This window comes from Accumulibacter sp. (assembly GCF_023806635.1).
Classification (GTDB): Bacteria; Pseudomonadota; Gammaproteobacteria; order Burkholderiales; family Rhodocyclaceae; genus Accumulibacter.
Map to the genome: position 1 here is coordinate 1 of NZ_JAMTDQ010000044.1, position 25448 is coordinate 25448.

Below are 25448 nucleotides of genomic sequence, written 5' to 3' on the forward strand. Positions count from 1 at the left end.
GGGGGGGGGGGGGGGGGGGGGGGGGGGGGGGGGGGGGGGGGGGGGGGGGGGGGAGAGGGGGGGGGGGGGGGGGGGGGGGGGGGGGCGATCGCGCTCGGGACCCGCCTGTTATGCCGATGTCGCGCCGCTCGCGATACGTCGCAGGATACTGGGGCGATGTACGGGATTCGAACCCGTGACCACTGGAATCACAATCCAGTGCTCTACCAACTGAGCTAACACCGCCGTCATTCTGGCGCGCCCGGCGAGACTCGAACTCACGACCCCCGGCTTAGAAGGCCGGTGCTCTATCCGGTTGAGCTACGGGCGCGAGCGCGACACCTGCAGGGCACTGCTTTTCCGCTGGGTATCGCATCCTGCTTTTCCTGGCGACTGCTGCCTGTCCAACTGGTCGGGGCGGTGGGATTCGAACTCACGACCCTCTGCTCCCAAAGCAGATGCGCTACCAGGCTGCGCTACGCCCCGAGGAAGGCGGCATTCTACAAGCTGCCCCGAGCAGGGTCAATGCGCTGCGGGCGCTTTCCGGCGCTTTCCGGTGCTCTGCAGCGAGCGGTCGGCAACACCCGTTGACCCCGGGCACGCCAGGCGGCATGCTGACAGCCGCTCGGGAGTCGAGCCTGGCGCACGGCTGCTGCCGGCGGCAACTTCCCGGCACCGTGATCATCACTTGCGCTGCAGAGGAGAATCAGATGGCGGAAGATCCCCGGAATGAAGAAGTGGCTGTCGCTGGTGACGGCGCAGGCGGTCTGCGTTATTGCTGCCAGCCGATCGTCGAAGCGCGCCAGTTCGATCCGGCGGTGGCGCCCGAACGGGCGCGGGCGATCGTCGCCGGCGGCAAGAAGTGGGTCAACGGCACACAACTGACCTACCATTGCTTCCAGGCTGGCGACGACGTGCCCGATGCCTGGAAGGGCAGGGCGATCGACATCGAAGCCGTCCGCCAGTCCTTCGCCGCCTGGTTCGGACTGGGAATCGGCATCAGCTTCCGCGAGGTCGCGCAGCCGGCCGACGCCCGCCTGCGGATCGGCTTCGATCAGGCTGGCGGATCGTGGTCCTACGTCGGCCGCGACAATCTGACGATTCGCGATCCGCGGCAGCGGACGATGAACTTCGGCTGGCCGCTCGATACGCCCTACGGCCGCGACACGGCAATGCACGAGATCGGCCACGCGCTCGGCCTCGAGCATGAGCACCAGAACCCGTTTGCCGGCATCACCTGGGATGTCGATGCGGTGCGGCGCTACTTCCGGGGTCCGCCGAACAAGTGGGACGACCGCTACATCGACTTCAACATCCTGCGCAAGATCAGCCCGGCGGAGGTCAAGGGCAGCACCTGGGATCCCGATTCGGTCATGGAGTATGCCTTTGGTGCCGGCCTGATCATCGAGCCGGCCGCCTATCGCGCCGGCCTGCAGCCGAAGGGCGGGCTGTCTGCCGCCGACCGGGACTGGATCCGGCAGACCTATCCCGGCGCGGCTGTCCAGCCGGCGGCGCCGACGCTGACGGTCGGCGTGGCGCAGAACCTGACGCTGGGCAGCGGCGAGACCCGCGTCTTCGATTTCCTGCCACCGGCGACGCGCAGTTACCGGCTGCAGACCAGCGGCAGATCGGACACCGTCATGGTGCTGTTCGAGGTGACGCCGGCCGGCAACGTGCAGATCGCCGCCGATGACGACAGCGGAGCCGACGCCAATGCGCGCATCGACCGGGTGCTGCAGGCCGGGCGCCTGCATCGGGTTGGCGTTCGCCTCTATTACGCCACTGCCAGCGCGCAGACGTCGCTGATGATCAGCTGAGCCGTCGCGGCCGGTCCCGGTTGCCGGCAACTCCTGCCGGCGGCGGCCGTGTTGAAGGCTCCGAGGTTGTGAAGAAATCTACTGCGCGACCGATCTGCTGCGTTGCTCAGCCGCTCACTCCTCGCCTATCCACTTGATATGTCTCGTCGTTCGCTCCATCGCGCCTTGCATCTCGGCCTGCTCGCGACGATTTCTTCACAACCTCTCAGTTGAGGTCGATCGCGTGCCGTTTCAGGTCGTCGAGGCCGACGATCAGCAGGCACGCCTCGTTGGTCGCGTTGAGGACGACGCGCGGTGCCTTGCCAGCCTGCAGCGCTTCGCGCCAGCGCGCGGCGCAGAGGCACCAGCGGTCGCCCGGCTTGAGGCCGGGGAACGCGAACTCCGGGCGCGGGGTCGACAGGTCGTTGCCGCGCCGTTTCGAGAATTCCAGGAAGTCGGCGGTCAGCACGACGCAGACGGTGTGGCTGCCGAGGTCTTCGTCACTGGTGTTGCAGCAGCCATCGCGGAAGAAACCGGTCATCGGCTGCTCGCTGCAGGAGCCGAGGATGCCGCCGAGGACGTTGCGCTGCCTGCCGCCGAAGTCGTCGGGCTTCATGCCAGTTCGTCGATCCAGGCCTGCTGGATCGCCTCGAGGATCTTCTCGCCACAGTGCCGGGAATCGTCTTCGAAACCGGGCAGGGCGAGGACCCAGTTCATCAGGTCGACGAAATTGATGCGCAGCGGGTCGACCCCGGGATGTGCTTCGGCCAGTTCCACCGCCACTTCGTTGATGTCGGTCCATCTCATCGCTTGCCCTCCTTGACCATGTTGATCGAGTAACGCGGGATCTCGATGACCAGCGGGGTCTGTTCGACGATCGCCTGGCACGAGAGGCGGGAGTTGGGCTCGAGTCCCCATGCCTTGTCGAGCAGGTCGTCCTCGACCTCGTCGGATGGCTCGAGCGAGGCAAAGCCTTCGCGAACGATGACGTGGCAGGTCGTACAGGCGCACGACATCTCGCAGGCGTGCTCGATGGCGATGCCGTTCTCGAGCAGGTTCTGGCAGATCGACTCGCCCGCCCGGGCGTCGAACAGCGCGCCGTCGGGGCAGAGGTCGACATGCGGCAAGACGATGATCCGGGTCATGGCGCCTCCTCGCTGCGTGCCGGTTGGGCGACGCCCTCGATCTCGCTGATCTTGCGCCCGGCAAAGGCCTGCCGGATCGACTTGTCCATCCGGCGCGCAGCGAAATCCCTGGTGTCGGCTTCCAGGTCGTCCATCGCCAGCATGATCTGCCGCCGGTTGTCGCCGCCGGCGGCGTCGTCGAGGCGCAGCAGGTCCGCTTCGACGCGCGCCCGCTCGTCCACCGACAGCAGGTCGCCGTCGCTCGCCAGCGCGGTCCGCACGGCCTCCAGGAGGCGCTGCGCATCGACCTGCGATTCCTTCAGTGCGCGCGCGGCGGCGTCTTCGCGTACGTGCAGCAGCGAGTCCTTGAGCATCAGTGCGATCTCGTCGTCGGTCAGTCCGTAGGAGGGCTTGACGACGATGCTCGCCTCGGCGCCGGCGGTCTGCTCGCGCGCACTGACCGCCAGCAGCCCGTCGGCGTCCACCTGGAAGCTGACGCGAATGCGCGCCGCGCCGGCAACCAGCGGCGGGATGCCATGCAGCTCGAAACGCGCCAGCGAACGGCAGTCGCTGACCAGTTCGCGCTCGCCCTGGACGACGTGTACGGAGAGCGCGGTCTGACCGTCGCGAAAGGTCGTGAAGTCCTGTGCGCGGGCGGTCGGGATGGTCGAGTTGCGCGGAATGATCTTTTCGACCAGCCCGCCCATCGTCTCGATCCCGAGCGACAACGGGATGACGTCGAGCAGCAGCCAGTCGTCGCCCGAGCGGCCGTTGCCGGCGAGCAGGTTGGCCTGCATGGCGGCGCCGATGGCGACCACCTTGTCGGGATCGAGGTTGTTCAGCGGTTCCTGGCGGAAGAAATCGCCGACTGCCCGCTGCACCTGCGGCATGCGCGTGGCGCCGCCGACCATCACGACGCCCTTGACGTCGCCGATCGACAGGGCGGCGTCACGCAGCGCCTTTTTCACCGGCTGCATGGTCTTGGCGAGCAGCGTGCGGGTGATCTCGGCAAAGGTTTCGGTGCTCAGCGTCAGATCGACCACTTCGCCACTGTTCAGGCGCGCGTTGATCGGCGCCATGCCATGCTGGGTCAGGTATTCCTTGGCTTCACGCGCCAGCGTCAGCAGCATGCGGGCATCCTCGACCGCGAGCGGTCGCAGGGCCGCCGTCTCGAGAATCCAGCAGAAGATGCGGTGGTCGAAATCATCGCCGCCGAGTGCCGAGTCGCCGCCGGTGGCGAGCACCTCGAAAACGCCGCGCGTCAGTCTGAGGATCGAGATGTCGAAGGTGCCGCCGCCGAGATCGTACACGGCGTAGATGCCTTCGGCTGCGTTGTCCAGCCCGTAGGCGATCGCCGCCGCGGTCGGCTCGTTGAGCAGCCGGATCAGTGGCAGTCCGGCGAGTCGGGCGGCATCCTTCGTTGCCTGCCGTTGCGCGTCGTCGAAGTAGGCGGGAACGGTGATCACGGCGGCGGCCAGCGCGCCGCCAAGGGAGGTTTCGGCGCGTTGCCGCAGGACGCGCAGGATGTCGGCGGAGACTTCGACCGGGCTCCTGATCCCGGCGACGGTGTGCAGGCGCAGCATGCCCGGCCGGTCGTCGAAGTGGTAGGGCAACCCCTCATGATTGACGATGTCGCGCAGTCCGCGGCCCATGAAGCGCTTGACCGAGACGATGGTGTTGCGCGGATCCTCCGCCTGTCTCGCCTGCGCGTCGTAGCCGACCTCGACCTGCCCCGCAGGCAGGTAACGGACCACCGAAGGCAGCAGGGGCCGGCCGAGATCGTCGCTGAGGACCACGGCCAATCCGCTGCGGACGGTCGCGACGAGTGAGTTGGTGGTGCCGAGGTCGATGCCGACGGCCAGCCGGTGCTGGTGTGGCGGGGTCGACTCGCCGGGTTCAGCTATCTGTAGCAGTGCCATGAAGAAACGAGGTCCTGAGGCTGGTTGCGGGCGCCGGCAGTTGCCGGCCGGGCGGCGGTCACTCTTCGCCGGCAGCGATCGCGTCGTCGATCTCCGACAGCAGCTTCTCCTGGAACATCAGTCGTCGCACGCGATCGGCGGCCTGTTCAAGATCGCGCTGCTCGTCGAGCAGCGCAGCGATCTCCTCCTGGCGTGCGGCCAGCTCACGCTGCAGGCGGTGATGCAGGCGCTCGAGTTCGTGGTGGTCGCCGGCGGCGCGTGCTTCGGCAACGGCTTCACGCCACTCCATCTGTTCGACGAGAAAATCGGTCGGCATCGCGCTGTTGTTCTCGCTGCCGACATCGTGCCGTGCCAGCTCGAGCAGGTACCTGGCGCGCGGCAGCGGCTTGCGCAGCGTCTGGTACGCCTCGTTGACCCGCGTCGCCCACTGCTGCGACAGGCGTCTCGCACCCTCGCCGGCGCTGGCGAAGCGATCGGGGTGCACCTGCGTCTGCAGCTCGATGTAGCGCTGGTCGAGCAGCAGCGGATCGAGGCGGAATGCGGCCGGCAGACCGAAGAGGGAAAAGTGGTCGGCGGCGAAATCCATCGGCGTGCGCGTCAGGCGTGCCGGCAAGCAGCCGAGGACACGCTCGCGTGGCATCTGCCGGCGAAGCGCGGGCTGCAGCGGCAAGCCGCCGGCCTCATACGTTGAAGCTCTCGCCGCAGCCGCAGGCGTCCTTGACGTTCGGATTGTTGAAGCGGAAGCCTTCGTTCAGCCCCTCGCGCGCGTAGTCGAGTTCGGTGCCGTCGAGGTAGGGCAGGCTCTTGGGGTCGATCAGGACCCTGACGCCATGCGACTCGAACTCGATGTCGTCGGGCTGCGCGGCATCGGCGAACTCGAGCTTGTAAGCCATTCCCGAGCAACCACTGGTGCGTACGCCAAGGCGCAGACCGATTCCCTTGCCCCGTTTGACGATGTAGCGAGCGACGTGCGTCGCTGCCCGCTCAGAAAGCGTCACTGCCATGAAAGCCCACTCCTTTCGTACCTGTCACGACCTCTCAGGCCTGCTCGCCGTGTTTCTTCCGGTAATCGGCCACCGCCGCCTTGATCGCGTCCTCGGCAAGGATCGAGCAATGGATCTTCACCGGCGGCAGCGCCAGTTCCTCGGCGATCTGCGTGTTGCGGATGTCCATCGCCTGGTCGATCGTCCGCCCCTTGACCCACTCGGTGACCAGCGACGACGATGCGATCGCCGAGCCGCAGCCGTAGGTCTTGAACTTTGCGTCCTCGATGACGCCGCCCTTGCCGACCTTGATCTGCAGCTTCATCACGTCGCCGCAGGCGGGGGCACCCACCATTCCCGTCGCCACGCCTTCCTCGTCCTTGGCGAAGGAACCGACGTTGCGCGGGTTCTCGTAATGATCCAGAACCTTGACACTGTATGCCATCTTCCTACTCCTTCAGTAATCCATCAATGAGCGGCCCACTGGACCGTGTTCAGATCGACGCCATCCTGGACCATTTCCCAGAGCGGCGACAGCTCGCGCAGGCGGCTGATCTTGTCGTGCAGGAGCCGGACCGCGTGGTCCACTTCCTCCTCGGTCGTGAAGCGGCCGAGGGTGAAGCGGATCGAACTGTGCGCCAGTTCGTCGTTGCGCCCGAGGGCGCGCAGGACATAGGAAGGTTCGAGCGACGCCGAGGTGCAGGCCGATCCCGACGACACCGCCAGATCCTTGATGGCCATCAGCAACGACTCACCCTCGACATAGGCGAAGCTGAGGTTGAGGTTGTGCGGCACGCGATGCTCCATGTCCCCGTTGACATAGACTTCCTCGATGTCCGACAGGCCGCGCAGCAGGCGGTCGCGCAGCATGCGGATGCGTTCGTTCTCGGCACCCATTTCCAGCCGCGCCAGGCGGAATGCCTCGCCCATGCCGACGATCTGGTGCGTCGGCAAGGTGCCGGAACGAAAACCACGCTCGTGCCCGCCGCCATGCATCTGCGCGTTCAGGCGGACACGCGGCTTGCGCCGCACGTAGAGGGCACCGACTCCCTTCGGACCATAGGTCTTGTGGGCGGAAAAGCTCATCAGGTCGACCTGCAGCGTCTGCAGATCGATCGTCACCTTGCCCGTCGCCTGCGCCGCGTCGACATGCAGCAGGACGCCGCGACTGCGGCAGATTTCACCCATCTCGGCGATCGGCTGGATGACGCCGATCTCGTTGTTGACGAACATCACCGAGGCGAGGGTCGTGTCCGGTCGCAGGGCCGCGGTGAAGGCTTCGAGGTCGACCAGGCCGTTCTCCTGGACATCGAGGTAGGTGACGCTGAAGCCCTGCCGCTCGAGTTCGCGACAGGTGTCGAGGACCGCCTTGTGTTCGGTCTTGACCGTCACCAGGTGCTTGCCCTTGCCGGAATAGAACTGCGCCGCTCCTTTCAGAGCCAGATTGTTCGACTCGGTCGCACCGGAGGTCCAGACGATCTCCTTCGGATCGGCACGGACCAGCTTCGCCACTTCTTCGCGCGCCTCCTCGACGGCCGCCTCGGCTTCCCAGCCGAAGGAATGCGAGCGCGACGCGGGGTTGCCGAACCTCTCGACGAGATAGGGGATCATCCTCTCCGCCACTCGCGGATCGACCGGCGTGGTCGCCGAGTAGTCGAGGTAGATGGGCAGCTTCAACATTGCTCTTGCTCCGGGTTGTGGAAATCGGCGTCAGGCTCGTGGCCGCTCCCGCCTGGCCGGCGGGGGTCGGCCCACTCACCCGCCGCTCAGACAGCCATCGCCGTCATTCGTTGCAGCCGGTCGACGGTCGATCGCAGGGTGGCGAGAAAACCTGCCACCTGCTCCTCGCTGTTGCCGCGCCCGAGGCTGACCCGTACCGCGCCGCGCGCCAGTCCGTCGTCGACACCCATCGCCCGCAGCACGTGTGAGGGTTCGGGGTTGGCGCTCGAACAGGCGGCACCGCTCGCCACGGCGTAGCCGGCCCGGTCGAGCTGGCCGACCAGTGTCTCGCCGTCGACGCCGGCGAAGGCGAAATAGACGGTGTTCGGCAAACGTTCCGCGCTGTGCCCGAAGAGCCTGCCACCAAGCGCGACCAGCCCTTGCTCGAGTTGCGTTCGCAGCCGGTTGAGCTGGACGGCCAGCGCCGCCCGTCGCTCGACCGCGAGCTGACAGGCAACGCCGAAACCGACGATGGCGGCGACATTCTCGGTCCCCGAACGCAGGCCGCGCTCATGGCCCCCGCCGGCAATCAGCGGTTCGAGCTCGACGCGCTTGTCGAGGATCAGCGCCGCTGCGCCCTTCGGTCCGCCCATCTTGTGCGCCGACAGCGTCAGAGCGTGCACGCCGGCACTGTTGAGGCGGCGGAAATCGACCGGCAGCCTGCCGAAGGCCTGCACCGCGTCGCTGTGAAAGCAGGCGCCGGCGGCCCGTGCGCTCGCCGCCAGCGGCTCGATGTCCTCGATGACGCCGGTTTCGTTGTTGGCGAGCAGGAGCGAGACGATCTTCGGCCGGCGCGCGATCACCGCCGCATAGGCCTCGCGATCGATCCGTCCGGCAGTGTCCGTCGGCAGCTTCTCCAGGCTCCAGCCCCGCCGGGCGAGTTGCTCGGCCGGTCTGAGGACGCAAGGGTGATCGGCCGCACCGACCGCCAGCAGGCCCGGCCCGAGGCAGGCGGCGGCGCCCTTGAGCAGCAGGTTGTTGGCTTCGGAACCGCCGCTGGTGAAGACGACTTCGCTGGCATGGGCGCCGGCCGCCGCCGCCACTTGCGCGCGCGCTTCGTCGATCGCCCGTCGCGCCGCCCGGCCGTACTCGTGCCGGCTCGAGGCATTGCCGAACTGCTGCGACAAGTAGGGCATCATCGCCTCGACCACTTCCGGGTCGACCGGCGTCGTTGCGTTGTGGTCGAAGTAGACGGGCGCGAACATGAAGCTCCCCAAGTTCAGCGGTCGTCGATCGACCGACTCGATTCCTTCGCGACTTTTCAGCCGCCGACCGCCATGGTCTTGGCGTTGCGAGGCTTCTGCCGGCTGCGCCGTGCATCCTGCAGGATCGCGACGTGGCCGTTCTTGCGGATCTGCTGTTCGACGAGTTCAGACAGGCTGACCGAGCTGAGATACTCGTACATCTTGTCGTTCAGCGTGGCCCACAGTTCGTGCGTCATGCAGCGCTCGTCGTCGTGACAGTTCTCCCGGCCACCACACTGTGTCGCATCGAGTGGTTCATCGACGGCGCGAATGATGTCTGTGACCGTCATCTGGCTGGTCGGGCGGGCCAGGCAGTAACCACCGCCGGGGCCGCGCACGCTCTCGACCAGGCCGTAGCGGCGCAATTTGCCGAACAACTGCTCGAGATAGGAAAGGGAGATCTTCTGGCGGTCGCTGATGCCGGCCAGAGAAACCGGACCGTCGCTGCAGCGCAGCGCCAGGTCAATCATCGCAGTGACGGCAAAACGTCCTTTTGTTGTCAGTCGCATGGCTCCTCCTTGTAGAGCGGTTGTTCGGACACCCGAAGAATAGTGCAACGGCGGCGATTAGTCAACTATTTTGCTCAGGTATTGCGGGTCGAACGGGTCACTTCGCAGGAGTTCGCCGTCAACCTCGACTCCGGCTGCCTCGACCCGCTTCAGCAACAGGGCAAAACGGCGGTCTACCTCGACGGCGTGGTCAAGCAGCCCGTGAATCGCCTTCGCCAGCGGATCGTCCTGATCCGCCGCCAGAGCATAGGCCGAAAAGCCGAGCTTCCCGGCCATCTGCTCCCGCTTCTGCGCCTGCGCCGGGTCGATGACACGGGCAGGGTTGCCGACGGCGGTGGCGCCCGCGGGGACATTCTTGACGACCACCGCATTCGAGCCCACCTTGGCCGATGCTCCGACCGTGATCGGACCGAGCACCTTGGCGCCGGCGCCGATGACGACGCCGCTTTCCAGGGTCGGGTGCCGTCTGCCCTTGTTCCACGAGGTACCGCCGAGCGTCACCCCGTGGTAGAGGGTGACGTCGTCGCCGATCACCGCTGTCTCGCCGATGACGACACCCATGCCGTGATCGATGAACAGGCGGCGGCCAATCTTCGCCCCGGGGTGAATCTCGACGCCGGTGAGGAAGCGCCCGAAATGCGACACCAGGCGGCCGAACCAGCGCAGGCGGTGAGTCCACAGCCAGTGCGCTAGGCGATGCGAGGCCATGGCATGGACGCCCGGGTAACAGGTCAGCACCTCCCAGAAGGTCCGGGCAGCGGGATCGCGGTCGAATACCGACTGGATGTCTTCGCGCAGGTGGCTGAACATGAGGTGGAGGTCCTTGAGCGGGGCAACGGGAAAGCCTGGCGCGATTGTACAATAGCCGACCAATTTAGTCATCTATGCCTTCGTGGCCGCGATCGACGCGCCTGCCGTGGCTCTGACGTTCCACGGCATCGAGCAGGCCGCGCAGGATGTTGATCTCGTCGCTTTCCAGTGCGGCGCGTCCGAACAGGCGCCGCAACTTGGGCAGCAGGCGGCGTGGACGTTGCGGGTCGAGGAATCCGCTGCAGACCATCACCCGTTCGAGATGCTGGTAGAAGCGCTCGATGTCCTGCAGGCTCGCCGGTGGCGACGCAAAGGCGACGGTTCGGCTGCACGGCGGCGGATCATTGTCGAAGGCTGCGAGGCGCAACTCATAGGCGAGGACCTGCACCGCCGCCGCAAGGTTGAGCGAGCCATAGTCGGGATTCGCCGGGATGAACACCGTGCGCTGGCAGCGTTGCACCTCGACGTTCGACAGGCCCGCGCTCTCGTTGCCAAAAAGCAGTGCCACCTCGCCATCGCCGGTTCTCGCCACGATCTCGGCCGCGGCGGCGCGAGCCGCCAGCGGCGGCGGCCCGAGATTTCGCTGGCGCGCCGTCACGGCGCAGGCGAACCGGGTGTCCGCGAGGGCCTCGTCGACGCTGCGGCACACCCGTGCGGCCGCGAGCAGATCGTCGGCGCCCGCCGCGCGGGCGATTGCTTCCGCGTCCGGGAAGCGCTTCGGGTTGACCAGCAGCAGGCGCGTCAGCCCCATCGTCTTCATGGCACGGGCAGCGGCGCCGATGTTGCCGGGGTGGCTGGTGTGCGAGAGGACGATGCGGACACGGTCGAGCGGCAGGTGCGATGGATCGGCCCCGGCGGCGCGGTTCATATTAGAATCGGGGCTCCTCCACACCAACCGGGCGACAGCAGCCGCCCGTCAGGTTCGTCAGCAGACATGCATCCAGCTCTGAACATCCTCATCAAGGCGGCGCGCCGCGCCAGCCAGATCATCAATCGTGCCGCGCTGGACATCGAGCACCTGCAGGTCACCAGCAAGCGCCAGAACGACTTCGTCACCGAGGTGGACAAGGCGGCCGAGGCGGCGATCATCGACATCCTGCGCGAGGCCTATCCGGACTACGGGATTCTAGCAGAAGAGTCCGGTCAGGTCGCCGGCAGGGCTGCGGGCAGCGAGTACCAGTGGATCATCGATCCGCTGGATGGCACGACCAACTTCATCCACGGCTTCCCGCAGTATGCCATTTCGATCGCCCTGGCGCATCGCGGACAGGTGACGCAGGCGTTGGTTTACGACACGCTGCGCAACGAGATGTTCACCGCCAGCAAGGGTGGTGGTGCCTTCCTCAACGATCGCCGCATCCGGGTCAGCAAGTGTCTGCGCCTCGAGGATGCCCTGATCGGAACCGGATTCCCCTATCGCGTGTATGAGCACATCGACACCTATCTCGCCATCTTCAAGGATCTGGCGCGCAGGTCGGCAGGAATCCGGCGGCCGGGCGCCGCGTCGCTCGATCTCGCCTACGTCGCCTGTGGTCGCTTCGACGGATTCTGGGAGTTCGGACTGTCGCCGTGGGACATCGCCGGCGGCGCGCTGCTGATCAGCGAAGCCGGTGGCCTGATCGGCGATCTGGTGGGCAACGAAAGCTACCTGCAGACGGGCAACGTGGTCGCCGGCACGCCGAAGGTCTTCGCCCAGTTGCTGCAGGTGATCGACGCCCAGCGGACGCCGCTGCTGTCGGCCTGAGCGTCGGGCGGCGACGATCGCTGCGCGCTGCCTCCGTCAGCCGTCGTTGACACCCCAGGTTCCCGGCGCTGGTGGCGGTGATCCGGGCAACTGCGGCGGGCTGACCGGCGGCCGCACATCGGGCGAGCGACGGTAGTCGTAGGCACGGCGCTGGTCCTGGTTGCGGCGCCACTCGTCCCGCGCCTCACGCTCGCGGCGTTCCTCGCGGGCGGCACGCTTGGCTTCTCGCTCCGCCTCCTGGCGGCCGCGCTCGTAGCCGCGCTCGTAGTCCTGGCCGCCGTAGCGGTTGTAGCCCTGCTGCCGTTGCCCGTCACGGTAGCCGCGATCGTAGGCATCGCGCGCATCGTACGACGGCTGCCCGTACGACGGCTGGCGCCCGTAGGAGTAGCCGTCGTAGGGGCGATCGTACTGGTCGTACTGCGGACCGGAGTCCCAAGCGGTGATCAGGAACAGGCTGCCCAGCGCGGCGGCCAGGGACAAGTGTCTGCGGGAAGGGTACATGCGGGATTCCTCCGGGTTTGGTGGTCTGGTCTTCGCATTCGGCGCGCAGGACGGCTCACGGTCGCTTCTCGCGGCGAGCCGGCAAGGCTCTGCGACCAGTGCGCCAGCAAGTGGCAGCGAGCATCACCCCTGCAAGCATAAACCATGTGCCGGTCGCGTTGGGCGTGGCTGCGCCACGGCGTGCGGCGGCGCCAGCCATCGGCCGCCACGCGCATCTCCGGGGCCTGCCGCCGCCGCAGCGCTCGCCCGGTGGCCTCTGGCGCCGGTTCTGGCAGCAACAGCCGGACCGTTGTGCTCGCCGGCTGGCGTTCACGCACTGCGCAGGCGGCACAGGCGGGTCAGCCAGATGGCGGTGAGAGGCAGGACCAGTCCGAGAACGATGGAGGCCAGGAAGAGGAGGCCGAGTTCGCCGTAGTCGGCTGCCACCTTGATCGCCTGGGTCGCCGGGTCGCGTACCTCGCGGCTGACGTGGAATATCTGGTTGAGATACTTGGTGCCGAGCTGCGAGGCCGACAGCGCCAGGTTGGTGAACGAGGCCATCACCGCGAAGTAGGTCGCCTTGAGTCCGGCTGGCGCCGAATTGGCGATCCATGCCAGCATCGGCACCATCGCGATCTGTCCGAGAGGGGATTCGAGGGCGGTATCGATCAGGGCGATGAAGCGCGCGTCGACGATGCCGCCGGTGTGCAGAGCGGTCCATTCGTGCAGGCCGTGGTACATCCCCAGCGTCGGCAGGCTGAGCAGCGTTCCGGCGAGCGTGAGGAAGGCGACGATGTGGGCGATCGAACGTTCGCCCATGAAGCGGCGGAACAGGAAGAGCCCGCACAGCGTCAGCACGCTGGAGAGCAGCGACAGCCTGGCGAGGAACGACTGGTCGAAGCCGAGAACGTCGATCATCCACCAGGTCGATCCGGCACCAGGGCCGGGAATGGCGCGGAAGACGAAGATGATGATCGCCGTCCCGAGCAGCGTCCGGCGCGATTCCTCGTCGAGTTCGCGCAGCAGCCTCGCCATCAGGAAGCCGATGATGGCGAAGGAGCCGACGAAGATGATCTCCTGGCCGAAGTCGATCTGCGCCAGACCGACGCCCAGGCTGAAGGCGACGAAGATCGCACTGCCACCGAGGATCCACCAGTTCGGTCGTGGCCGCTCGCGCGGCGGTGCGAGCAACGCGCGCAGGCGCGCCTCGTCGAGGCCGCGCGCGCGCAGCCGTCGCTCGTCGCGCCGACGGAGCAGCGAGGCGAGCAGCACGCCGACCACCGAAACCAGTGGGATCAGCAGCGCCATGCCATAGACCCGGGCATAGACCGCGACCTTCGCCGTCTGCGGCAGCGCCTCGACGCCCTGGAACATGAGGACGTTGATCAGCGACACGAGCACGCCGCCGCCGATGATCGCCACCCGGCCGAGGGTCTGCAGCGTCGTGTTCAGCAGTCGTCGCGTCTCCGGAGGCAGCGCCTGCCCGTGCTCGTCGACGCGCGGCACAGCCTCGACGGTCATCGCATCGGCGACGACGTCCTGGATGACGTAGCCGACCGGCGACAGCAGGGCGGAGATCACGAACCATGCTTCGAGCGACATGATGGTTCCCATGCGCAGCGGTTCGGTGACCAGCGCGTACATGATCAGCAGGCTGCCGGCGATCAGCGCCGCACCGAGCCACACCAGTGCCGCCTTGTAGCGCCAGATGAGGTCGACCAGATGGCCGATGGGCATCTTCAGTGCCCACGGGATTCCCGCCCAGAAGCCGAGGGCGGCGAGGAAGGTGGCCGACAGCCCGAGGTACTCCTTGACGAAGAAGGTGCCGACGATGCCGGTCAGTCCGGATACCCCGGCAGCGACGTAGACCATCAGTGGCGGCAGGAAGGAAAGCCGCATCTCGCGGCCGAGTTCGAGGATGTTGCGGTCGAGCCAGTGGCGGATGGTCGTGAGCAAGGCGAAACTCCGGAAGGTGCTGCGCGTCGCGAGATGCAGCGGGCGGCGCGCGTCGCGGCCGTGCAGTGACGGCCAGCGGCCGCCCGGCAGCGTCATTGTGCACCATGCGGGTGCCAGGCGGGGCACGGCTTTCGCCATCGCTCGCCCGGCTTCCACACCTGCCGATCGAATGGCTCTAGACTAGGGTCCGCGCGCGGCCCCGGCCGCATCCTGCTGCCGGGCGGGCTGGCAGGCGAGGGCACGAGGCCGGCGCGCAGAGGTGCGGAGGCGCAGATGTGGTTTCTTGGGGCAGTACTCGGTGCGTTGCTGGCCGGCAAGCTCGATTCCGGGCTCTGGCTGGTGGGTGCGATCCTCGGTGGCGTTCTCGGCTGGTCGCTCGGCAGTCGCGCGCGGCAGCGGCAGGAGGAGCGCTTCCGCCTGCTGGAGGAGCGCCTGCAGGCGCTCGAGGGCAGCGTCGCGCTCCTGTCGCGGTCGCCGCCATCGTTGGCGGCAGACATCCAGCCGTCGGCAGCCGCGGCACCAGCCGCTGCGGCTCCGGCGGCGGCAGTCGACCAGACGCGCTGCGCCGGTGACGTCGGAGCGGTCGCCGGCGAGCCGTCTCTCGCCGCGGCGACGCTCACGTCGCCGCCACCGGCAGCGGCAGCCCTCGCTGCCGCGCGACAGGCCGCAGCCCCTTCGGCAGAAGCGGTGCCGCCGACAGGCCCGGCGGTGCAGGGAGCAGCCAGTGCAACGCCGGTGTCGACGACGGGCTGGGCGGCGGCCAGCGTCGACCGGTTGCTGCGCGGCAACCTGATGGCTCGCGCCGGGGTCATCGTCCTCTTCTTCGGCGTCGCTTTCCTGCTCAAGTACGGTTACCAGCACCTGCAGGTACCGATCGAGCTGCGACTGACCGGTGTCGCGCTGGCGGCGGTGGTCCTGCTGCTGCTCGGCTGGCGCCTGCGAGCGACCCGCGAGGCCTACGCTCTGGCGCTGCAGGGCGGTGCCATCGGCCTCCTCTACCTGACGATCTTTGGTGCGCTGCGGCTGTTCGGGCTGCTCGATGCGGCGCCGGCCTTCGTCATGCTGCTGGCCGTCGCTGCGCTGGCAGCGATGCTGGCGGTGCTGCAGGACGCCGTGGTCCTGGCGGTGCTCGGTGCGGTCGGCGGTTTCCTCGCACCGATCATCGCCGCGACGGGGGTCGGCAGCCACGTGACCTTGTTCGCCTACTACGGCGTGCTCAACATCGGCATCCTGGCGATCGCCGTCTTCAAGGCGTGGCGGCTGCTCAACCTGGTCGGCTTCGTCTTCACCTTCGCCATCGCCACTTTCTGGGGTGCGCTGCGCTACCGGCCGGAGCACTTCGCTTCCAGCGAGCCCTTCCTGATCCTCTTCTTCCTGATCTACGCCGCGATGCCGGTGCTGTTCGCCCTGCGCGCTGGCGGACCGCGCGCGAACCGCCTCGACACGACGCTGGTCTTTGCCTTGCCGCTGATCGCGTTCGGACTGCAGGTCGCGCTGGTGCGCGAGTTTGCCTACGGTTCGGCATGCAGTGCCCTGGCCCTCGGCGCCTTCTACCTGCTCCTCGCGCGGGCCCTGTGGTCGCGTCTCGGCGAGGAGCAGCGGCTGCTGGTCGAAGCCTTCCTCGCTCTCGGCGTCGGCTTCACGACGCTGGCAATCCCGCTCGCCTTCGACGGGCGGTGGACCGCCGCCGCCTGGGCAATCGAGGGAGCCGCTCTGGTCTGGGTCGGCGTCCGCCAGCAGCGGCTGCCGGCACGGCTGTTCGGCATCCTGCTGCAGCTGCTTGCCGGCCTGTTCCAGCTCGGCGAGTTGCCGGACCACCCCGGCGCGTGGCCGCTGCTCAACAGCGCCTTCCTCGGCGGCGTGTTGCTGACGCTGGCCGGGCTGTTCTGCGCCTGGCTGCTGCAGCGCGAGTGGCAGCGGGAGCCGCGGCAACTGCGGACCGCCGAGCGCGTGCTGGCGCCGCTGCTCTTCCTCTGGGGTGTCGCCTGGTGGAGCGGCAGCGGCCTGCACGAGATCGACCGTTTCCTGCCACCGCCGCTGCGGGTCAACGCCGCGATTCTCTTCTTCACCGCTTCGTGTCTGCTCTTCTCCGCGCTCGACCGGCGTCTCGGCTGGCCGGCAGCACGACACGCGGCGCTCGCCCTGTTGCCGCTGCTGTTTCTGCTCGCAGGGGTCGCCGCCGGGCACACGACACATCCCTTTGCCGACCTGGGTTACCTCGCCTGGCCGCTCGCCTTCGCCGCCCATTTCCGCCTCCTGTACCGGTACGAGGCCGACCGATCGTGGCCCATGGACTGGCTGCATGGAGCCGGGTTGTGGCTGCTGGCGGCGATCGGCGCCTGCGAGCTGGCGTGGAACATCGATCGCTGGGTCGACGGGCGAGCCTCCTGGACGCTGCTCGGCTGGGCGCTGTGGCCGGGAGCGCTGCTCGCCGCGCTGGCGCTGCGTGGCGAGCGCCTGCGCTGGCCGGTGGCTGCCCACCGAGCAGCGTATTTCGTCCGCGGCGGCACGCCGCTGGCGATCTTCCTCGGCCTCTGGTTCCTCGCCGGCAACGTCCTTTCCGACGGCGATCCACGGCCCTTGCCGTACCTGCCGCTGTTCAATCCGCTCGACCTGGCGCAGGCGGGCGTCGTCCTGCTGCTCGCCACCTGGTTCGGCGAGGCGCGTCGCCTGCGTCTGCCGCCGTATGCCACGGCTTCACTGCCGCTGGCCTGGGGAGTCCTTGGCGTCGCCGCCTTCCTCTGGGCCAATGCCGTCCTTCTACGGGCGCTGCATCACTGGGCCGGGATACCGCTGAGCCTGGCGGTGATGCTGCGCTCGGAGCTCGTACAGGCGTCGCTGTCGCTCTTCTGGACGCTGCTCGCCCTGGCGGTGATGCTGCTCGCGACACGGCGTCTCTGGCGAGCGCTGTGGCTGGCTGGCGCGGGACTGATGGCGGTCGTCGTCGGCAAGCTCCTGCTCGTCGATCTGTCGAATGCCGGCACCATCGAACGGATCGTCTCGTTCCTCGGTGTCGGCCTGCTGATGCTCGTGATCGGCTACCTCGCGCCGGCGCCGCCGAAGGGGGACGCACCATGAAGAGGATCCTTGCCGGCTGGCTGTGGTCGCTGTGGTCGGTCCTGGCGCTGGCGGAAGCGCCCGGCGACTTCGCTTTCGGCATGCTGCTGCAGGCGGACGGACCACAGCCACTCCTGCGCGTCGACCTGCCGGCGGCCGTCCATGCCGGCGTCCGCCGCCCCGATCTCGGCGACCTGCGGGTGTTCAACGCTGCCGGCGAAGCGGTGCCGTACGCCTGGCTGCCGCAGCCAACGGCGCCGCGTTCCCGGCCGCCGCTGCTGCCACTGCCGGTGTTCGCGCTGCGCGGCGACGCGACCGCCGGCGTCGAGGGCGTCGAAGTCCGCATCGAGCGACAGGGCGGCAGGGCGGTGTTGCGCATGGACGGGCGGGCAGGGGCGAGCGCGCCGGCGATGCTGCTCGGCTACCTCGTCGACGCCAGCGCCGTCGGGCAGCCGCTGCAGGCCCTGGCGCTCGAACTACCGGCGAAGGCCGAAGACATCTTCACGCGCGTCCGGGTCGAGGCGAGTGACGATCTCGCTCGATGGACCACGCTGGTGGGCGATGCGCCGGTCCTTCGCCTGGCGGCAGGCGGGCAACGGCTCGATCGCCTGCGGATCGATTTTGCGCCGCGGCGTGCGAAGTACTTCCGTCTGCGCTGGGCAGCCAATGCCGCGCCGCTGCAACTGTCGGCCGTCGGCGGCGAGCCGGCCGCCAGCGTCGTCGAACTGCCGCGGCAGTGGCGGCAGGTGGCGGGCCGCACCGTGCCGGACGAGGCCGGCAGCTACCGCTTCGACCTTGCCGGCCAGTTCCCGGCCGACCGTCTGCGTCTGCTGCTGCCGCAGCCGAACAGCGTTGCCGCCGTCGAGCTGCTGTCACGGGCGCGCGACCCGGATCCGTGGCGGCAGGTGGCGACGGCGACGGTCTACCGGCTCGGTGCTGCCGGGCAGGAAGTCGTCAGTCCCGAGATCGTCATCGCCGCGAACGGCGACCGCCATTGGTTGCTGCGCGTCGATCAGCGCGGCGGCGGTCTGGGTGCGGGCGTTCCCGAACTGGCCGCCGGCTGGCTGACCCGGGGCCTGGTGTTTGCCGCGCGCGGGCCGGCACCGTTCCAGCTCGCCTTCGGCAGCCACAGCGCGCAGCCGACGGCCTACCCGATCACCACCCTGGTGCCCGGGTTCAGCGTCGGCGACGACGGGCAGCCGGTCGTCGGTGCGGCCAGCGCCGCCGGACTCGGGATCGGCCGCGCGACGACGGGGGCCGTGCATACGCTGGCTGGTGAGGGCGCCGGACGCGTGCTCATCGACTGGCGGGTCTGGGGGCTCTGGGCGAGCCTGCTGCTCGCTGTCGGCCTGCTTGCCGGGATGGCCTGGCGGCTTGCCCGCCAACTCGTGCGTTCACCGCGCGACGGGCCGGCCGGCTGAGTCACCCGCGTTGCCGGCAGTCGACGCGCAAGCGGCAGCCGCTCGCGCGACCGGAACGATCCGTCGTCGCGCCGGGTCCATTGTTGCAGGTGGCGGCGCCCTGCCGTTGCCGGCGAGATCGTCGCGGCGCCTGGCGCCGAATGGAGGAGACATGAGGCAATTCATTCTGATGTGGATGGGCATCGCGGCGCTGCTCGGCAGCGGCCGCGTGTTCGGCGATGCCGACGTCGATCGGGCGGTGCGGGCGCTCGGCGGCCGCGACGCGCTGGCTGCCATCCGCAGCCTGCAGATCCGCGGCACGGTGAAGCACTGGGAGCCCGAGCAGTCGCGCGTCCCGGGCGGCGAGAAACGCTTCGCCGGCGAGTCGGCGTTCACCCTGACGCGCGACTTCGACAGCGGCGCCGCACGCATCGACTGGCAGCGCCGGCTGGCTTACCCGGGGGCGCGCGAGTATCGCTTCAGCGAAGTGATGACGAGCGATGGCGGTCATGTCTACGGCATCGACAGCAGCGCTCGGACGAGCCAGAGCCGGGCGGCCGATCCGCCCGGCCATGCGATGTCCGGCGTCCGGCTGCAGGCGGCGCTGCGCGAGCTGGCACGCAGTTCGCCGATGCTGGCGCTCGACATGCAGCGCGCAGCGCCGCGGACGCAGGCGCTGCCGCCGCTCAGGGTCGGCGGGCGGAGCCTGCCGGCCGTGCGCTACGCCGTTGCCGGGCGCGACTTCATCGTCCTCTTCGACCCGGAGAGCGGCCTGCCGGCCCGCGTGCGCAGCCTCGATTACGATTTCGTCCGCGGCGACCTCGATTTCGACCTGGTCCTCTCCGACTGGCGGCCGGTCGGCGGCATCATGGTCGCGCACCGGCAGGTCTACGAACTGGCGGGAGAGGTCGTCGCCGACACGGTCCTCAGCGAAGTGACGATCGACCCGCCAGCGGTCGCCGGACAGTTCGACCTGCCGGCCGGGCGGCGGCCGGCAGCGCTCGCGGGTGGGTCGGGCATCCCCGCCTACCAGTGGGTGCTGCGCCGCCAGTACATCGGTGTCTTCCTCGATTCCGACATGCTCGGCTGGGATGCGGGCGCCGCCCGCGGCCTGGCCTTGCAGGAGATCGCTCCCGGCGTGCTGCTCGTCCAGGGCGGCTCGCACAACAGCATGGTCGTCGAGCTGGCGGACTCGCTCGTCGTCTTCGACGCGCCGATCAACGACGCGCAGGCGCAGTGGACGCTCGACGCGCTGCGCCAGAGGTTCCCGCACAAGCGCGTCCGTCATCTGGTGCTGACGCATCACCACCACGACCATATCGCCGGCGCACGCAGCTTCATCGCCACCGGCGCGACGCTGGTCGTCGGCGCCGGCGCGGCCGATCACTACCGGCGGATGGCGCTCGTCCCGCATCGCCGCAACCCGCTGCTGCCGGGCGCCGTCGGCGAGCCGCGCATCATCGAGGTGAGCGATCGCCTGCGGATCAGCGACGGTGGGCGCGAGGTTCTGGTGCTCGAGGTCGACAATCCGCACGCCAGCGCGATGCTCGTCGGCTATGTTCCCGATGCCCGGCTCGGCTTCGTCACCGATCTCTGGAGCCCCGGTCGCGAGCCGCTCGGCGAACGCGTCAACGCCGGCCAGGCAGCGCTGGTGGCGGCGGTGGCACGCTACGGCATCGACCCCGAGCGCTTTGCCGGCGGCCACGGCAGCGTCGCTCCCTATGCACCGCTGGCGCAACTCGCGGGCAAGTGAGCGGACAGGCGATCGTTGCCGGCGGCGACGATCGCTTCAGCAGGCGTCCGTCCGCGCTGCCGGCAGCGTGCCCCGGGTATCGGGCAGACGCAGCGCATTGCGCACTTCGCCGGCGGCCGCCAGCGGGTGTCCGGCGACCCCGGAGCGCAGGCGGCGAATCTGCAGATGGCCATCGACGTGCGCCGCCGTCAGGGCGAAGTCGAAACGGTCGGCCTGCGCACAGAGGTCGAGATCGCGCGCCGGCAGATTGGGGTTGTCGTCGGCCAGGAAACGGCGTCCGAAATCCGATTCGCGAACCCGCGTCGCGTAGTGTTCGGGATCGGGCTGCTCGCCCTGCAGCAGCGCATCGATGTAGTCGGCGCAGGCGACATCCTCGTCTCCATCGCGGTCGACCCACTCGCCGGTGATGACGAAACACACTTCAGCCGGCTGCAGTTCGAGCAGTGCGCTGGCCGTGGCGCGCGCCAGCACCAGGCTGCCGGCGAACAGCGCCCGCGCGTGGCGGAAGCGCGTCAGTCCGCGCACGCCGGCAGCCGTGGTCTGGATCAGTGGCCGGCCCGCCAGGTGGACGTGCTGCAGTTGGGCGGGCGAGTTGCCGAAATCGAAGCCGGGTATCGGGTCGCCGCCGCCGACGGCGCCGGTCGTCACCGCCTCCGGGAGCTGGCGTTGCAGGCGGAAGGCTGCGGCGATCGTCTCCACCGCGTAGATCGTTCCGGCGCCAGCCACGTAGGCGTAGGCAGCGGTGCTGAAGGAGCGCAGGACGTCGATCACCACCACCGCGTCAACCGGTTCGCGGATCGGATCGAGGCGATTCAGGAAGACGCGACGGGTGCGCATGGCGGCGTGCAACTCCTCAGGTCGTGGTGGATCGGAAGTGGCCGCCGAGTATCCGCGATGTCCGGCCACCCGTCAAACGCCGATTGCCGTCGCCGCCAGGCCGCTGGCTCAGGGGCGGCGCAGTTCGTTTTCCGACCACCAGCGGAGTTGCGACACCTTGCCGCTGCCCAGCAGGATCGACTCGATCGCCGTCGCCAGCCGCTCGACCGTCGGCGCGTTCGGCAGCTTGCGGAACCATTTGCGGACGGTTGGCTTTGCCGGTTCGATGAAGCAGAGAAAGCCATTCGCATGGGCTTCGTAGTTGCCACAACCGACCCACAGCGGATAATCGGCGTGCTGCAGCCCGACGCGGACGCCCCACATCTCGACCGTCAGCGACTCGACCGGAAAGCCGTGCGCCGGCAGTTCCTGTGCCAGGAACTCCGCCAGACGGATGCCGTAACGGCCGGGGTTGAGCTGTTGGTCCTCGCCGGGGTAGGGCGGGAAGTCGGCGGAAACGAACTCCACCTGGGCACGCATCGACAATGGATCGACTCCTTCCGGAACCTGGATGAAAAGCGGCGCGCTGACCGCGCCGGCACGACATTCGGTGGCTTGCCGGCGGGGCCACGGTGCCGTGGCTTGCCAGCCGACGGCGGCGACCCGCTTGCACCGTCACCGCCCGCCGCTCGACCGCGGACCAGCCGCAGCCAGAGTTGCGCATCGTACGGCAGTGTGTGGCGCCTGTCAGCAGTCGCCGGCGCGCTGGCGACAGGCGGGCCGAGCAGCACCTTCTCGACGAGCACGCCGTCGACCCGGTAGGCGGTGGCCGCGAAGGGTGCATCGAGGCGCAGCAGGAATTCCGGCGCCGCGAGCAGCCGGGCGACGAAGCGGTTTTGTTCGGCAGCGGTGGCACGCGCCAGCCGTGGCGTCCATTCGCTGCTCCGGGCAGCCGCCTCGAGCAGGTGGCGCGCAATCCACGGATGCCCGACGGCGCGGCCGAGGGCCAGCGAGGCCAGCGGCGGGGCGTCGTCGCCGCGGCTCGCCAGCCATTCGCCGACGACCCGCCGGTAGTCTGCCTCGCTCAGCGTGCAGCGCGAAAAGGCCGAGCGGTCGGCGCGCAGCACGGCGTGCGCCGGGTCGCGCAGCGTTTCGACATGCGGCTCGCAGGCTGGTGCCGGCAGGATCCAGACGAGCGGCAGCGCCAGCAGAAGGCGGCTGCCGAGCCGCCTGAATCGGCGATCGGCTTGATCACGAGCAGCATGTCGCCCGGATCGCCGGCGGTTGCCGCTGCCCGCCGACGATACGTCGCCGCCGTCGCTGACGGCACCTTCCCGAATCCTCATGCGCCACCTTCGTCTGCAGAATCCGCACCGCCTGCCCGACATCGGCCATGAAAGGCGACGGTCGGCAACGACGCCACGGCTGTCGCGGGCCGTCCTGGACGGCGATTGTCGGCGGCGCCCCGAGGCGTGTCAATGCGCCCGTCAGACAGCCCATGTGCTACCATCGCCGGCGTCTTTTTCTTCCTGGAGGGGTTGGACGATGCAGCGAACAAGAGTTCTTCACCTGGCGGCCAGCCGCCGCAGCCTGCAGGCCCTCGCCGTCGCCGGGTGCGCACTCCTCGCCGGTTGCGCCGGAGACGGCAGCGTGCTGGGCAGCGGGACGACGACCGTCGCCTCGGACACCGCCCGGCTGACGCGCAGCGGCTTTCTCTCGGACTACGCACGCCTGCGAGCGACCGCCTGGGGACATGGGATCGAGTGCTGGCGGGATCCGGCACTCGATGCCACGCGCTACAACGCGGTCCTGGTGTCGCGCATCGACGTCTCGCTCAGGTCGCGCGATGGCGCACCGCAGACCTTCGATCCGAAGGACATCGCGACGCTCACCGACTACTTCCATCACGCGCTCGTCAAGGCGCTGCGGCCGCAGATGCAGATCGTCACCCAGCCGGGACCGGGGGTCGTCGTCCTGCGCGTGGCACTTACCGATCTCGTGCCGACCAAGGTCAGCGACAGTGTCGCGGGGACGCTGATTCCCTACGGCTTCGTCGCCGAGGCGGGTTCCGGTGTCGCCACCGGCCGGCCGGCGGGATCGACCCCGTACATGGGCGAGACGGGCATGGAGATGCAGTTCCGCGACGGCGCCTCGGGCCGGATTCTCGGCGAGTGCCGCGACACCGAGATCGGCCGCAAGTACGCGGTCGATGTCAATTCCTCTGCGGTCGGCGCGGCGCAGACCTGGGCCAATGGTTACCTCAGCTCCTTCCAGGCATGGACCTATGCCAAGGATGCCTTCGACAAGTGGTCGCTGCTGGTTGCCGAGCGCCTCGCGAAGCTGCGCGCCGGGCAGTCGTAGCGTTGCGCGGCTCGCTGCGGCGACGGCTTCAGGATGCCATCCCGAAGCCCAGCGAGCGAAGCCGCTCGCGAAACCGGGCCAGCTGGTTGCTGCGCACCACCAGCGTCCTTGGCCCGGCGCGCAGACACAGCGTGGACGTTTCCGGCCGGCCGGCGATCTGGGCGGCGGTTTCCGGATCGCGGCACTCGATCAGCACGGCGTTGCCGAGCATCTTCAGCGCCTGGCCATTGTGCTCGCAGAGCGCGATGAACGATGCGAACGGCGCCGGCAACGGCTGGCCACCGGCGCTTTCGAGAAAGGCCTTCAGTTCGCTGATGGCGTGGCCTTTCTCGATCGCCGACAGCGACCTTTCGCGGTCGAGGAGCCAGCTTCCCGGCTGCGACGGGACTGCCCAGGTGTCGAGCAGCAGCGCTTCCTCGCCCGCCAGGGCGCCGCGCACGACCTCGATCTGCAGTCCCGGGGAGAATGACAGGGCGACGCTGCTGGCGATGGCGGGTGGCTGGTAGGCAGACTCACGACCCAGGATGTACGCTCCGAGCAGCGTCAGACGAAAGGCCCTGAGGCCGTCGTAGCGGCTCAGGAACGACAGGTCGTCGGTACCCCAAAGATCACGGAAGTCCGAGCGCGCCTGCGCCGGATGGACGTAGGCGACATCGACCACGCCGAGCGTTGCCGCGTACTCGAACAGGAAAGCGAGGATGTAGCGATCCTGCAGGATGTTCCAGCCGCCCCATCCGGCATGGCCAAGGCTGCCATACTGGCGGTCGCCGAGGTAGAGCTTCCAGGCATCGTGAGTCACGGCAAAGACCCGGTCGGTCGCCCGCATGAAGCGCGAGAAGTCATCGACGGCGATCCACTGACCGACCGGACAGGCCTGCAACGTCGCCTCGATGGCCGCTCGCCGCGGAGCGACGGCGGTCATCACCCGTCCCTTGGCGTTCTGTCCCTTGATCGCCTCGACGCGGCTGAACTCGTCGCACAGGGTGCTTTTCAGCCACTTCTGCCAGAGTCCGCGCAGCACCTGTGCCGGCGGTGTGGTGAGGGCCCTGACGCCGCCCGGGCTGAGTTGCAGGCGGCCGGACACGACCGACGCGAGGCCGCCGGCCTGCAGCAGCAGCGGCCAGGCGAAGGCCTTGATCGGGCCGATTTCCTGGCTCCACCGGTGCTGCTGCACCGCATGCGGGTAATGGTCGCCACCCGCCAGCCTGTCGCTCAGCAAGCGCTGGCTGGCGGCGCCCGGCAGCGCCGTCTTGTCGCTGACCTGCACCCGCTCCTGCTCGACGGTACGCAGCATGACGAGCACTTCCTGCAAGGCTTCGCGTTCGGTCAGGCGGACGACCTGGAGCGGGTCTGCGGCCAGCTCTGCCAAGGTCGCGATGCCTGGCGGTGCGGGAGGCGGAACGAAGGCCTGCAGCCGGGGCCGGAGGTCGGTCGGCACGACGTAGCAGCCTTCAGTCGGCGAGTACAGGATGAACAGGCACAAGGCAGTCCTCTTGCCTGCGGAATGGCTGTACGACCTCGCCGGGGCGATGTGGAAGGCCGGTGCGCGCTGGTACCTGGCGCGAAATCGCCGATCGGAGTACTCGCCGAGCGGGTGATGCGCCGCTTCGGCGACTGCAGTCTGCTGCATCTCGTCCAGCAGAGTCCAGACTGCCTTCAGCTCGGGGCCGCACATGGCGACGACGATCCGTTCGATCAGATCGTCCTTGCGCGGGCTCGCGGCGCCACTCGGCAGGTAGCCCACCAGATCCTTCAGCTCGGCTACGGTGAGGCATCCGAGCAAGTCGCTCAGAGTCAT

The 25448-nt window shown here is 68.6% G+C and carries 24 protein-coding genes and 3 tRNA genes; 7 read left to right on the forward strand and 20 right to left on the reverse strand.

The features are described 5' to 3' along the window. Nucleotides 1–149 precede the first annotated feature (149 nt). From NFW30_RS08415 to NFW30_RS08425, 3 genes are all read right to left on the reverse strand, one after another. Nucleotides 150–225, reverse strand: a tRNA-His gene (locus NFW30_RS08415). 8 nt (nucleotides 226–233) lie between these two features. Beyond that, nucleotides 234–310, reverse strand: a tRNA-Arg gene (locus NFW30_RS08420). A 78-nt stretch (nucleotides 311–388) separates the two neighbouring features. Continuing rightward, nucleotides 389–465: transfer RNA gene (locus tag NFW30_RS08425), tRNA-Pro, on the reverse strand. Nucleotides 466–689: 224 nt separating this feature from the next. Here NFW30_RS08425 and NFW30_RS08430 point away from each other — a divergent pair. Then, nucleotides 690–1796: a M12 family metallopeptidase gene (locus NFW30_RS08430; protein ID WP_295351307.1), complete on the forward strand. Its 1107-nt coding sequence runs from the start codon at nucleotides 690–692 to the stop codon at nucleotides 1794–1796. 205 nt (nucleotides 1797–2001) lie between these two features. Here NFW30_RS08430 and NFW30_RS08435 read toward each other — a convergent pair whose 3' ends face one another. From NFW30_RS08435 to NFW30_RS08490, 12 genes are all read right to left on the reverse strand, one after another. Further along, nucleotides 2002–2391, reverse strand: a complete 390-nt coding sequence (locus NFW30_RS08435) for a DUF2237 domain-containing protein (protein ID WP_295351304.1) — start codon at nucleotides 2389–2391, stop codon at nucleotides 2002–2004. Next, nucleotides 2388–2582 carry a Fe-S cluster assembly protein IscX gene (gene iscX / locus NFW30_RS08440; protein WP_295351301.1) on the reverse strand — a complete coding sequence of 65 codons (195 nt, stop codon included), beginning with the start codon at nucleotides 2580–2582 and terminating at the stop codon, nucleotides 2388–2390. Before iscX ends, NFW30_RS08435 begins: the two co-directional genes overlap by 4 nt. Further along, nucleotides 2579–2920 (reverse strand): ISC system 2Fe-2S type ferredoxin, encoded by a 342-nt coding sequence (gene fdx / locus NFW30_RS08445; RefSeq protein WP_295351298.1) that lies wholly within the window; start codon nucleotides 2918–2920, stop codon nucleotides 2579–2581. Before fdx ends, iscX begins: the two co-directional genes overlap by 4 nt. Beyond that, the gene (gene hscA / locus NFW30_RS08450; RefSeq protein ID WP_295351295.1) at nucleotides 2917–4818 is read right to left on the reverse strand and encodes a Fe-S protein assembly chaperone HscA; all 1902 of its coding nucleotides are present in this window, start codon (nucleotides 4816–4818) and stop codon (nucleotides 2917–2919) included. The genes fdx and hscA overlap by 4 nt, the downstream gene beginning before the upstream one ends. 58 nt (nucleotides 4819–4876) lie before the next feature. Beyond that, complete coding sequence (gene hscB / locus NFW30_RS08455) at nucleotides 4877–5404, reverse strand: Fe-S protein assembly co-chaperone HscB (RefSeq protein ID WP_295351398.1); 528 nt, start codon at nucleotides 5402–5404, stop codon at nucleotides 4877–4879. 94 nt (nucleotides 5405–5498) lie between these two features. Then, nucleotides 5499–5822 (reverse strand): iron-sulfur cluster assembly protein IscA, encoded by a 324-nt coding sequence (gene iscA, locus NFW30_RS08460; RefSeq protein ID WP_295351292.1) that lies wholly within the window; start codon nucleotides 5820–5822, stop codon nucleotides 5499–5501. Between the two features lie 34 nt (nucleotides 5823–5856). Beyond that, nucleotides 5857–6246, reverse strand: coding sequence for a Fe-S cluster assembly scaffold IscU (iscU, locus tag NFW30_RS08465; RefSeq protein ID WP_034933954.1), 390 nt, complete (start codon nucleotides 6244–6246; stop codon nucleotides 5857–5859). Nucleotides 6247–6269: 23 nt separating this feature from the next. Beyond that, a complete protein-coding gene (locus NFW30_RS08470) occupies nucleotides 6270–7481 on the reverse strand; it encodes an IscS subfamily cysteine desulfurase (RefSeq protein WP_295351287.1) in 1212 nt (403 codons plus the stop codon). 86 nt (nucleotides 7482–7567) lie between these two features. Next, complete coding sequence (locus NFW30_RS08475) at nucleotides 7568–8725, reverse strand: cysteine desulfurase family protein (RefSeq protein ID WP_295351284.1); 1158 nt, start codon at nucleotides 8723–8725, stop codon at nucleotides 7568–7570. A gap of 56 nt (nucleotides 8726–8781) precedes the next feature. Continuing rightward, nucleotides 8782–9273, reverse strand: coding sequence for a Fe-S cluster assembly transcriptional regulator IscR (iscR, locus tag NFW30_RS08480; protein WP_295351282.1), 492 nt, complete (start codon nucleotides 9271–9273; stop codon nucleotides 8782–8784). 57 nt (nucleotides 9274–9330) lie between these two features. Then, on the reverse strand, nucleotides 9331–10083 hold the full coding sequence (gene cysE / locus NFW30_RS08485) for a serine O-acetyltransferase (RefSeq protein ID WP_295351279.1): 753 nt from the start codon (nucleotides 10081–10083) through the stop codon (nucleotides 9331–9333). Nucleotides 10084–10147: 64 nt separating this feature from the next. Further along, nucleotides 10148–10951 (reverse strand): RNA methyltransferase, encoded by an 804-nt coding sequence (locus NFW30_RS08490; RefSeq protein WP_295351276.1) that lies wholly within the window; start codon nucleotides 10949–10951, stop codon nucleotides 10148–10150. Nucleotides 10952–11017: 66 nt separating this feature from the next. Between NFW30_RS08490 and NFW30_RS08495 the strand changes: the two genes are divergently transcribed. Continuing rightward, complete coding sequence (locus NFW30_RS08495; RefSeq protein WP_295351274.1) at nucleotides 11018–11827, forward strand: inositol monophosphatase family protein; 810 nt, start codon at nucleotides 11018–11020, stop codon at nucleotides 11825–11827. A gap of 36 nt (nucleotides 11828–11863) precedes the next feature. Here the strand turns inward: NFW30_RS08495 and NFW30_RS08500 are convergent, their stop codons facing one another. Then, entirely contained in the window at nucleotides 11864–12328 is a 465-nt protein-coding gene (locus tag NFW30_RS08500) for a hypothetical protein (protein ID WP_295371996.1), read from the reverse strand. A 309-nt stretch (nucleotides 12329–12637) separates the two neighbouring features. Beyond that, nucleotides 12638–14206, reverse strand: coding sequence for a hypothetical protein (locus NFW30_RS08505; protein ID WP_295351395.1), 1569 nt, complete (start codon nucleotides 14204–14206; stop codon nucleotides 12638–12640). A 330-nt stretch (nucleotides 14207–14536) separates the two neighbouring features. Between NFW30_RS08505 and NFW30_RS08510 the strand changes: the two genes are divergently transcribed. The 3 genes from NFW30_RS08510 (at nucleotide 14537) to NFW30_RS08520 (ending at nucleotide 20473) form a co-directional block, all read left to right on the forward strand. Beyond that, the gene (locus NFW30_RS08510) at nucleotides 14537–17341 is read left to right on the forward strand and encodes a DUF2339 domain-containing protein (RefSeq protein WP_295351268.1); all 2805 of its coding nucleotides are present in this window, start codon (nucleotides 14537–14539) and stop codon (nucleotides 17339–17341) included. After that, nucleotides 17338–18741: a DUF3999 domain-containing protein gene (locus NFW30_RS08515; RefSeq protein ID WP_295351266.1), complete on the forward strand. Its 1404-nt coding sequence runs from the start codon at nucleotides 17338–17340 to the stop codon at nucleotides 18739–18741. Before NFW30_RS08510 ends, NFW30_RS08515 begins: the two co-directional genes overlap by 4 nt. A gap of 151 nt (nucleotides 18742–18892) precedes the next feature. Next, a complete protein-coding gene (locus tag NFW30_RS08520; protein ID WP_295351263.1) occupies nucleotides 18893–20473 on the forward strand; it encodes an MBL fold metallo-hydrolase in 1581 nt (526 codons plus the stop codon). A 36-nt stretch (nucleotides 20474–20509) separates the two neighbouring features. On the opposite strand, the gene NFW30_RS08525 is transcribed toward NFW30_RS08520, so the two are convergent. Then, nucleotides 20510–21310 (reverse strand): 2-phosphosulfolactate phosphatase, encoded by an 801-nt coding sequence (locus tag NFW30_RS08525; protein ID WP_295351260.1) that lies wholly within the window; start codon nucleotides 21308–21310, stop codon nucleotides 20510–20512. Between the two features lie 108 nt (nucleotides 21311–21418). Continuing rightward, nucleotides 21419–21835: a hypothetical protein gene (locus NFW30_RS08530; RefSeq protein ID WP_295351257.1), complete on the reverse strand. Its 417-nt coding sequence runs from the start codon at nucleotides 21833–21835 to the stop codon at nucleotides 21419–21421. Between the two features lie 170 nt (nucleotides 21836–22005). On the opposite strand from NFW30_RS08530, the gene NFW30_RS08535 reads away from it, so the two are divergent. Both NFW30_RS08535 and NFW30_RS08540 read left to right on the forward strand, forming a co-directional pair. Further along, nucleotides 22006–22686, forward strand: a complete 681-nt coding sequence (locus NFW30_RS08535) for a hypothetical protein (RefSeq protein WP_295351255.1) — start codon at nucleotides 22006–22008, stop codon at nucleotides 22684–22686. Nucleotides 22687–22834: 148 nt separating this feature from the next. Next, entirely contained in the window at nucleotides 22835–23650 is an 816-nt protein-coding gene (locus NFW30_RS08540; RefSeq protein ID WP_295351253.1) for a DUF3313 domain-containing protein, read from the forward strand. Between the two features lie 28 nt (nucleotides 23651–23678). Here the strand turns inward: NFW30_RS08540 and NFW30_RS08545 are convergent, their stop codons facing one another. Further along, entirely contained in the window at nucleotides 23679–25448 is a 1770-nt protein-coding gene (locus tag NFW30_RS08545; RefSeq protein WP_295351251.1) for a hypothetical protein, read from the reverse strand.

What these genes read in the sequence shown, in the direction of transcription:
- NFW30_RS08540 (WP_295351253.1), top strand. Translation starts at nt 22,835, where the DNA reads ATGCAGCGAACAAGAGTTCTTCACCTGGCGGCCAGCCGCCGCAGCCTG.
- NFW30_RS08495 (WP_295351274.1), top strand. Translation starts at nt 11,018, where the DNA reads ATGCATCCAGCTCTGAACATCCTCATCAAGGCGGCGCGCCGCGCCAGC.
- NFW30_RS08515 (WP_295351266.1), top strand. Translation starts at nt 17,338, where the DNA reads ATGAAGAGGATCCTTGCCGGCTGGCTGTGGTCGCTGTGGTCGGTCCTG.
- iscR (WP_295351282.1), bottom strand. Translation starts at nt 9,273, where the DNA reads ATGCGACTGACAACAAAAGGACGTTTTGCCGTCACTGCGATGATTGAC.
- hscB (WP_295351398.1), bottom strand. Translation starts at nt 5,404, where the DNA reads ATGGATTTCGCCGCCGACCACTTTTCCCTCTTCGGTCTGCCGGCCGCA.
- NFW30_RS08470 (WP_295351287.1), bottom strand. Translation starts at nt 7,481, where the DNA reads ATGTTGAAGCTGCCCATCTACCTCGACTACTCGGCGACCACGCCGGTC.
- NFW30_RS08475 (WP_295351284.1), bottom strand. Translation starts at nt 8,725, where the DNA reads ATGTTCGCGCCCGTCTACTTCGACCACAACGCAACGACGCCGGTCGAC.
- NFW30_RS08435 (WP_295351304.1), bottom strand. Translation starts at nt 2,391, where the DNA reads ATGAAGCCCGACGACTTCGGCGGCAGGCAGCGCAACGTCCTCGGCGGC.
- NFW30_RS08500 (WP_295371996.1), bottom strand. Translation starts at nt 12,328, where the DNA reads ATGTACCCTTCCCGCAGACACTTGTCCCTGGCCGCCGCGCTGGGCAGC.
- NFW30_RS08525 (WP_295351260.1), bottom strand. Translation starts at nt 21,310, where the DNA reads ATGCGCACCCGTCGCGTCTTCCTGAATCGCCTCGATCCGATCCGCGAA.
- iscX (WP_295351301.1), bottom strand. Translation starts at nt 2,582, where the DNA reads ATGAGATGGACCGACATCAACGAAGTGGCGGTGGAACTGGCCGAAGCA.
- NFW30_RS08510 (WP_295351268.1), top strand. Translation starts at nt 14,537, where the DNA reads ATGTGGTTTCTTGGGGCAGTACTCGGTGCGTTGCTGGCCGGCAAGCTC.
- fdx (WP_295351298.1), bottom strand. Translation starts at nt 2,920, where the DNA reads ATGACCCGGATCATCGTCTTGCCGCATGTCGACCTCTGCCCCGACGGC.
- NFW30_RS08545 (WP_295351251.1), bottom strand. Translation starts at nt 25,448, where the DNA reads ATGACTCTGAGCGACTTGCTCGGATGCCTCACCGTAGCCGAGCTGAAG.
- hscA (WP_295351295.1), bottom strand. Translation starts at nt 4,818, where the DNA reads ATGGCACTGCTACAGATAGCTGAACCCGGCGAGTCGACCCCGCCACAC.
- iscA (WP_295351292.1), bottom strand. Translation starts at nt 5,822, where the DNA reads ATGGCAGTGACGCTTTCTGAGCGGGCAGCGACGCACGTCGCTCGCTAC.
- NFW30_RS08430 (WP_295351307.1), top strand. Translation starts at nt 690, where the DNA reads ATGGCGGAAGATCCCCGGAATGAAGAAGTGGCTGTCGCTGGTGACGGC.
- NFW30_RS08490 (WP_295351276.1), bottom strand. Translation starts at nt 10,951, where the DNA reads ATGAACCGCGCCGCCGGGGCCGATCCATCGCACCTGCCGCTCGACCGT.
- NFW30_RS08505 (WP_295351395.1), bottom strand. Translation starts at nt 14,206, where the DNA reads ATGCGGCTTTCCTTCCTGCCGCCACTGATGGTCTACGTCGCTGCCGGG.
- cysE (WP_295351279.1), bottom strand. Translation starts at nt 10,083, where the DNA reads ATGTTCAGCCACCTGCGCGAAGACATCCAGTCGGTATTCGACCGCGAT.
- NFW30_RS08520 (WP_295351263.1), top strand. Translation starts at nt 18,893, where the DNA reads ATGAGGCAATTCATTCTGATGTGGATGGGCATCGCGGCGCTGCTCGGC.
- iscU (WP_034933954.1), bottom strand. Translation starts at nt 6,246, where the DNA reads ATGGCATACAGTGTCAAGGTTCTGGATCATTACGAGAACCCGCGCAAC.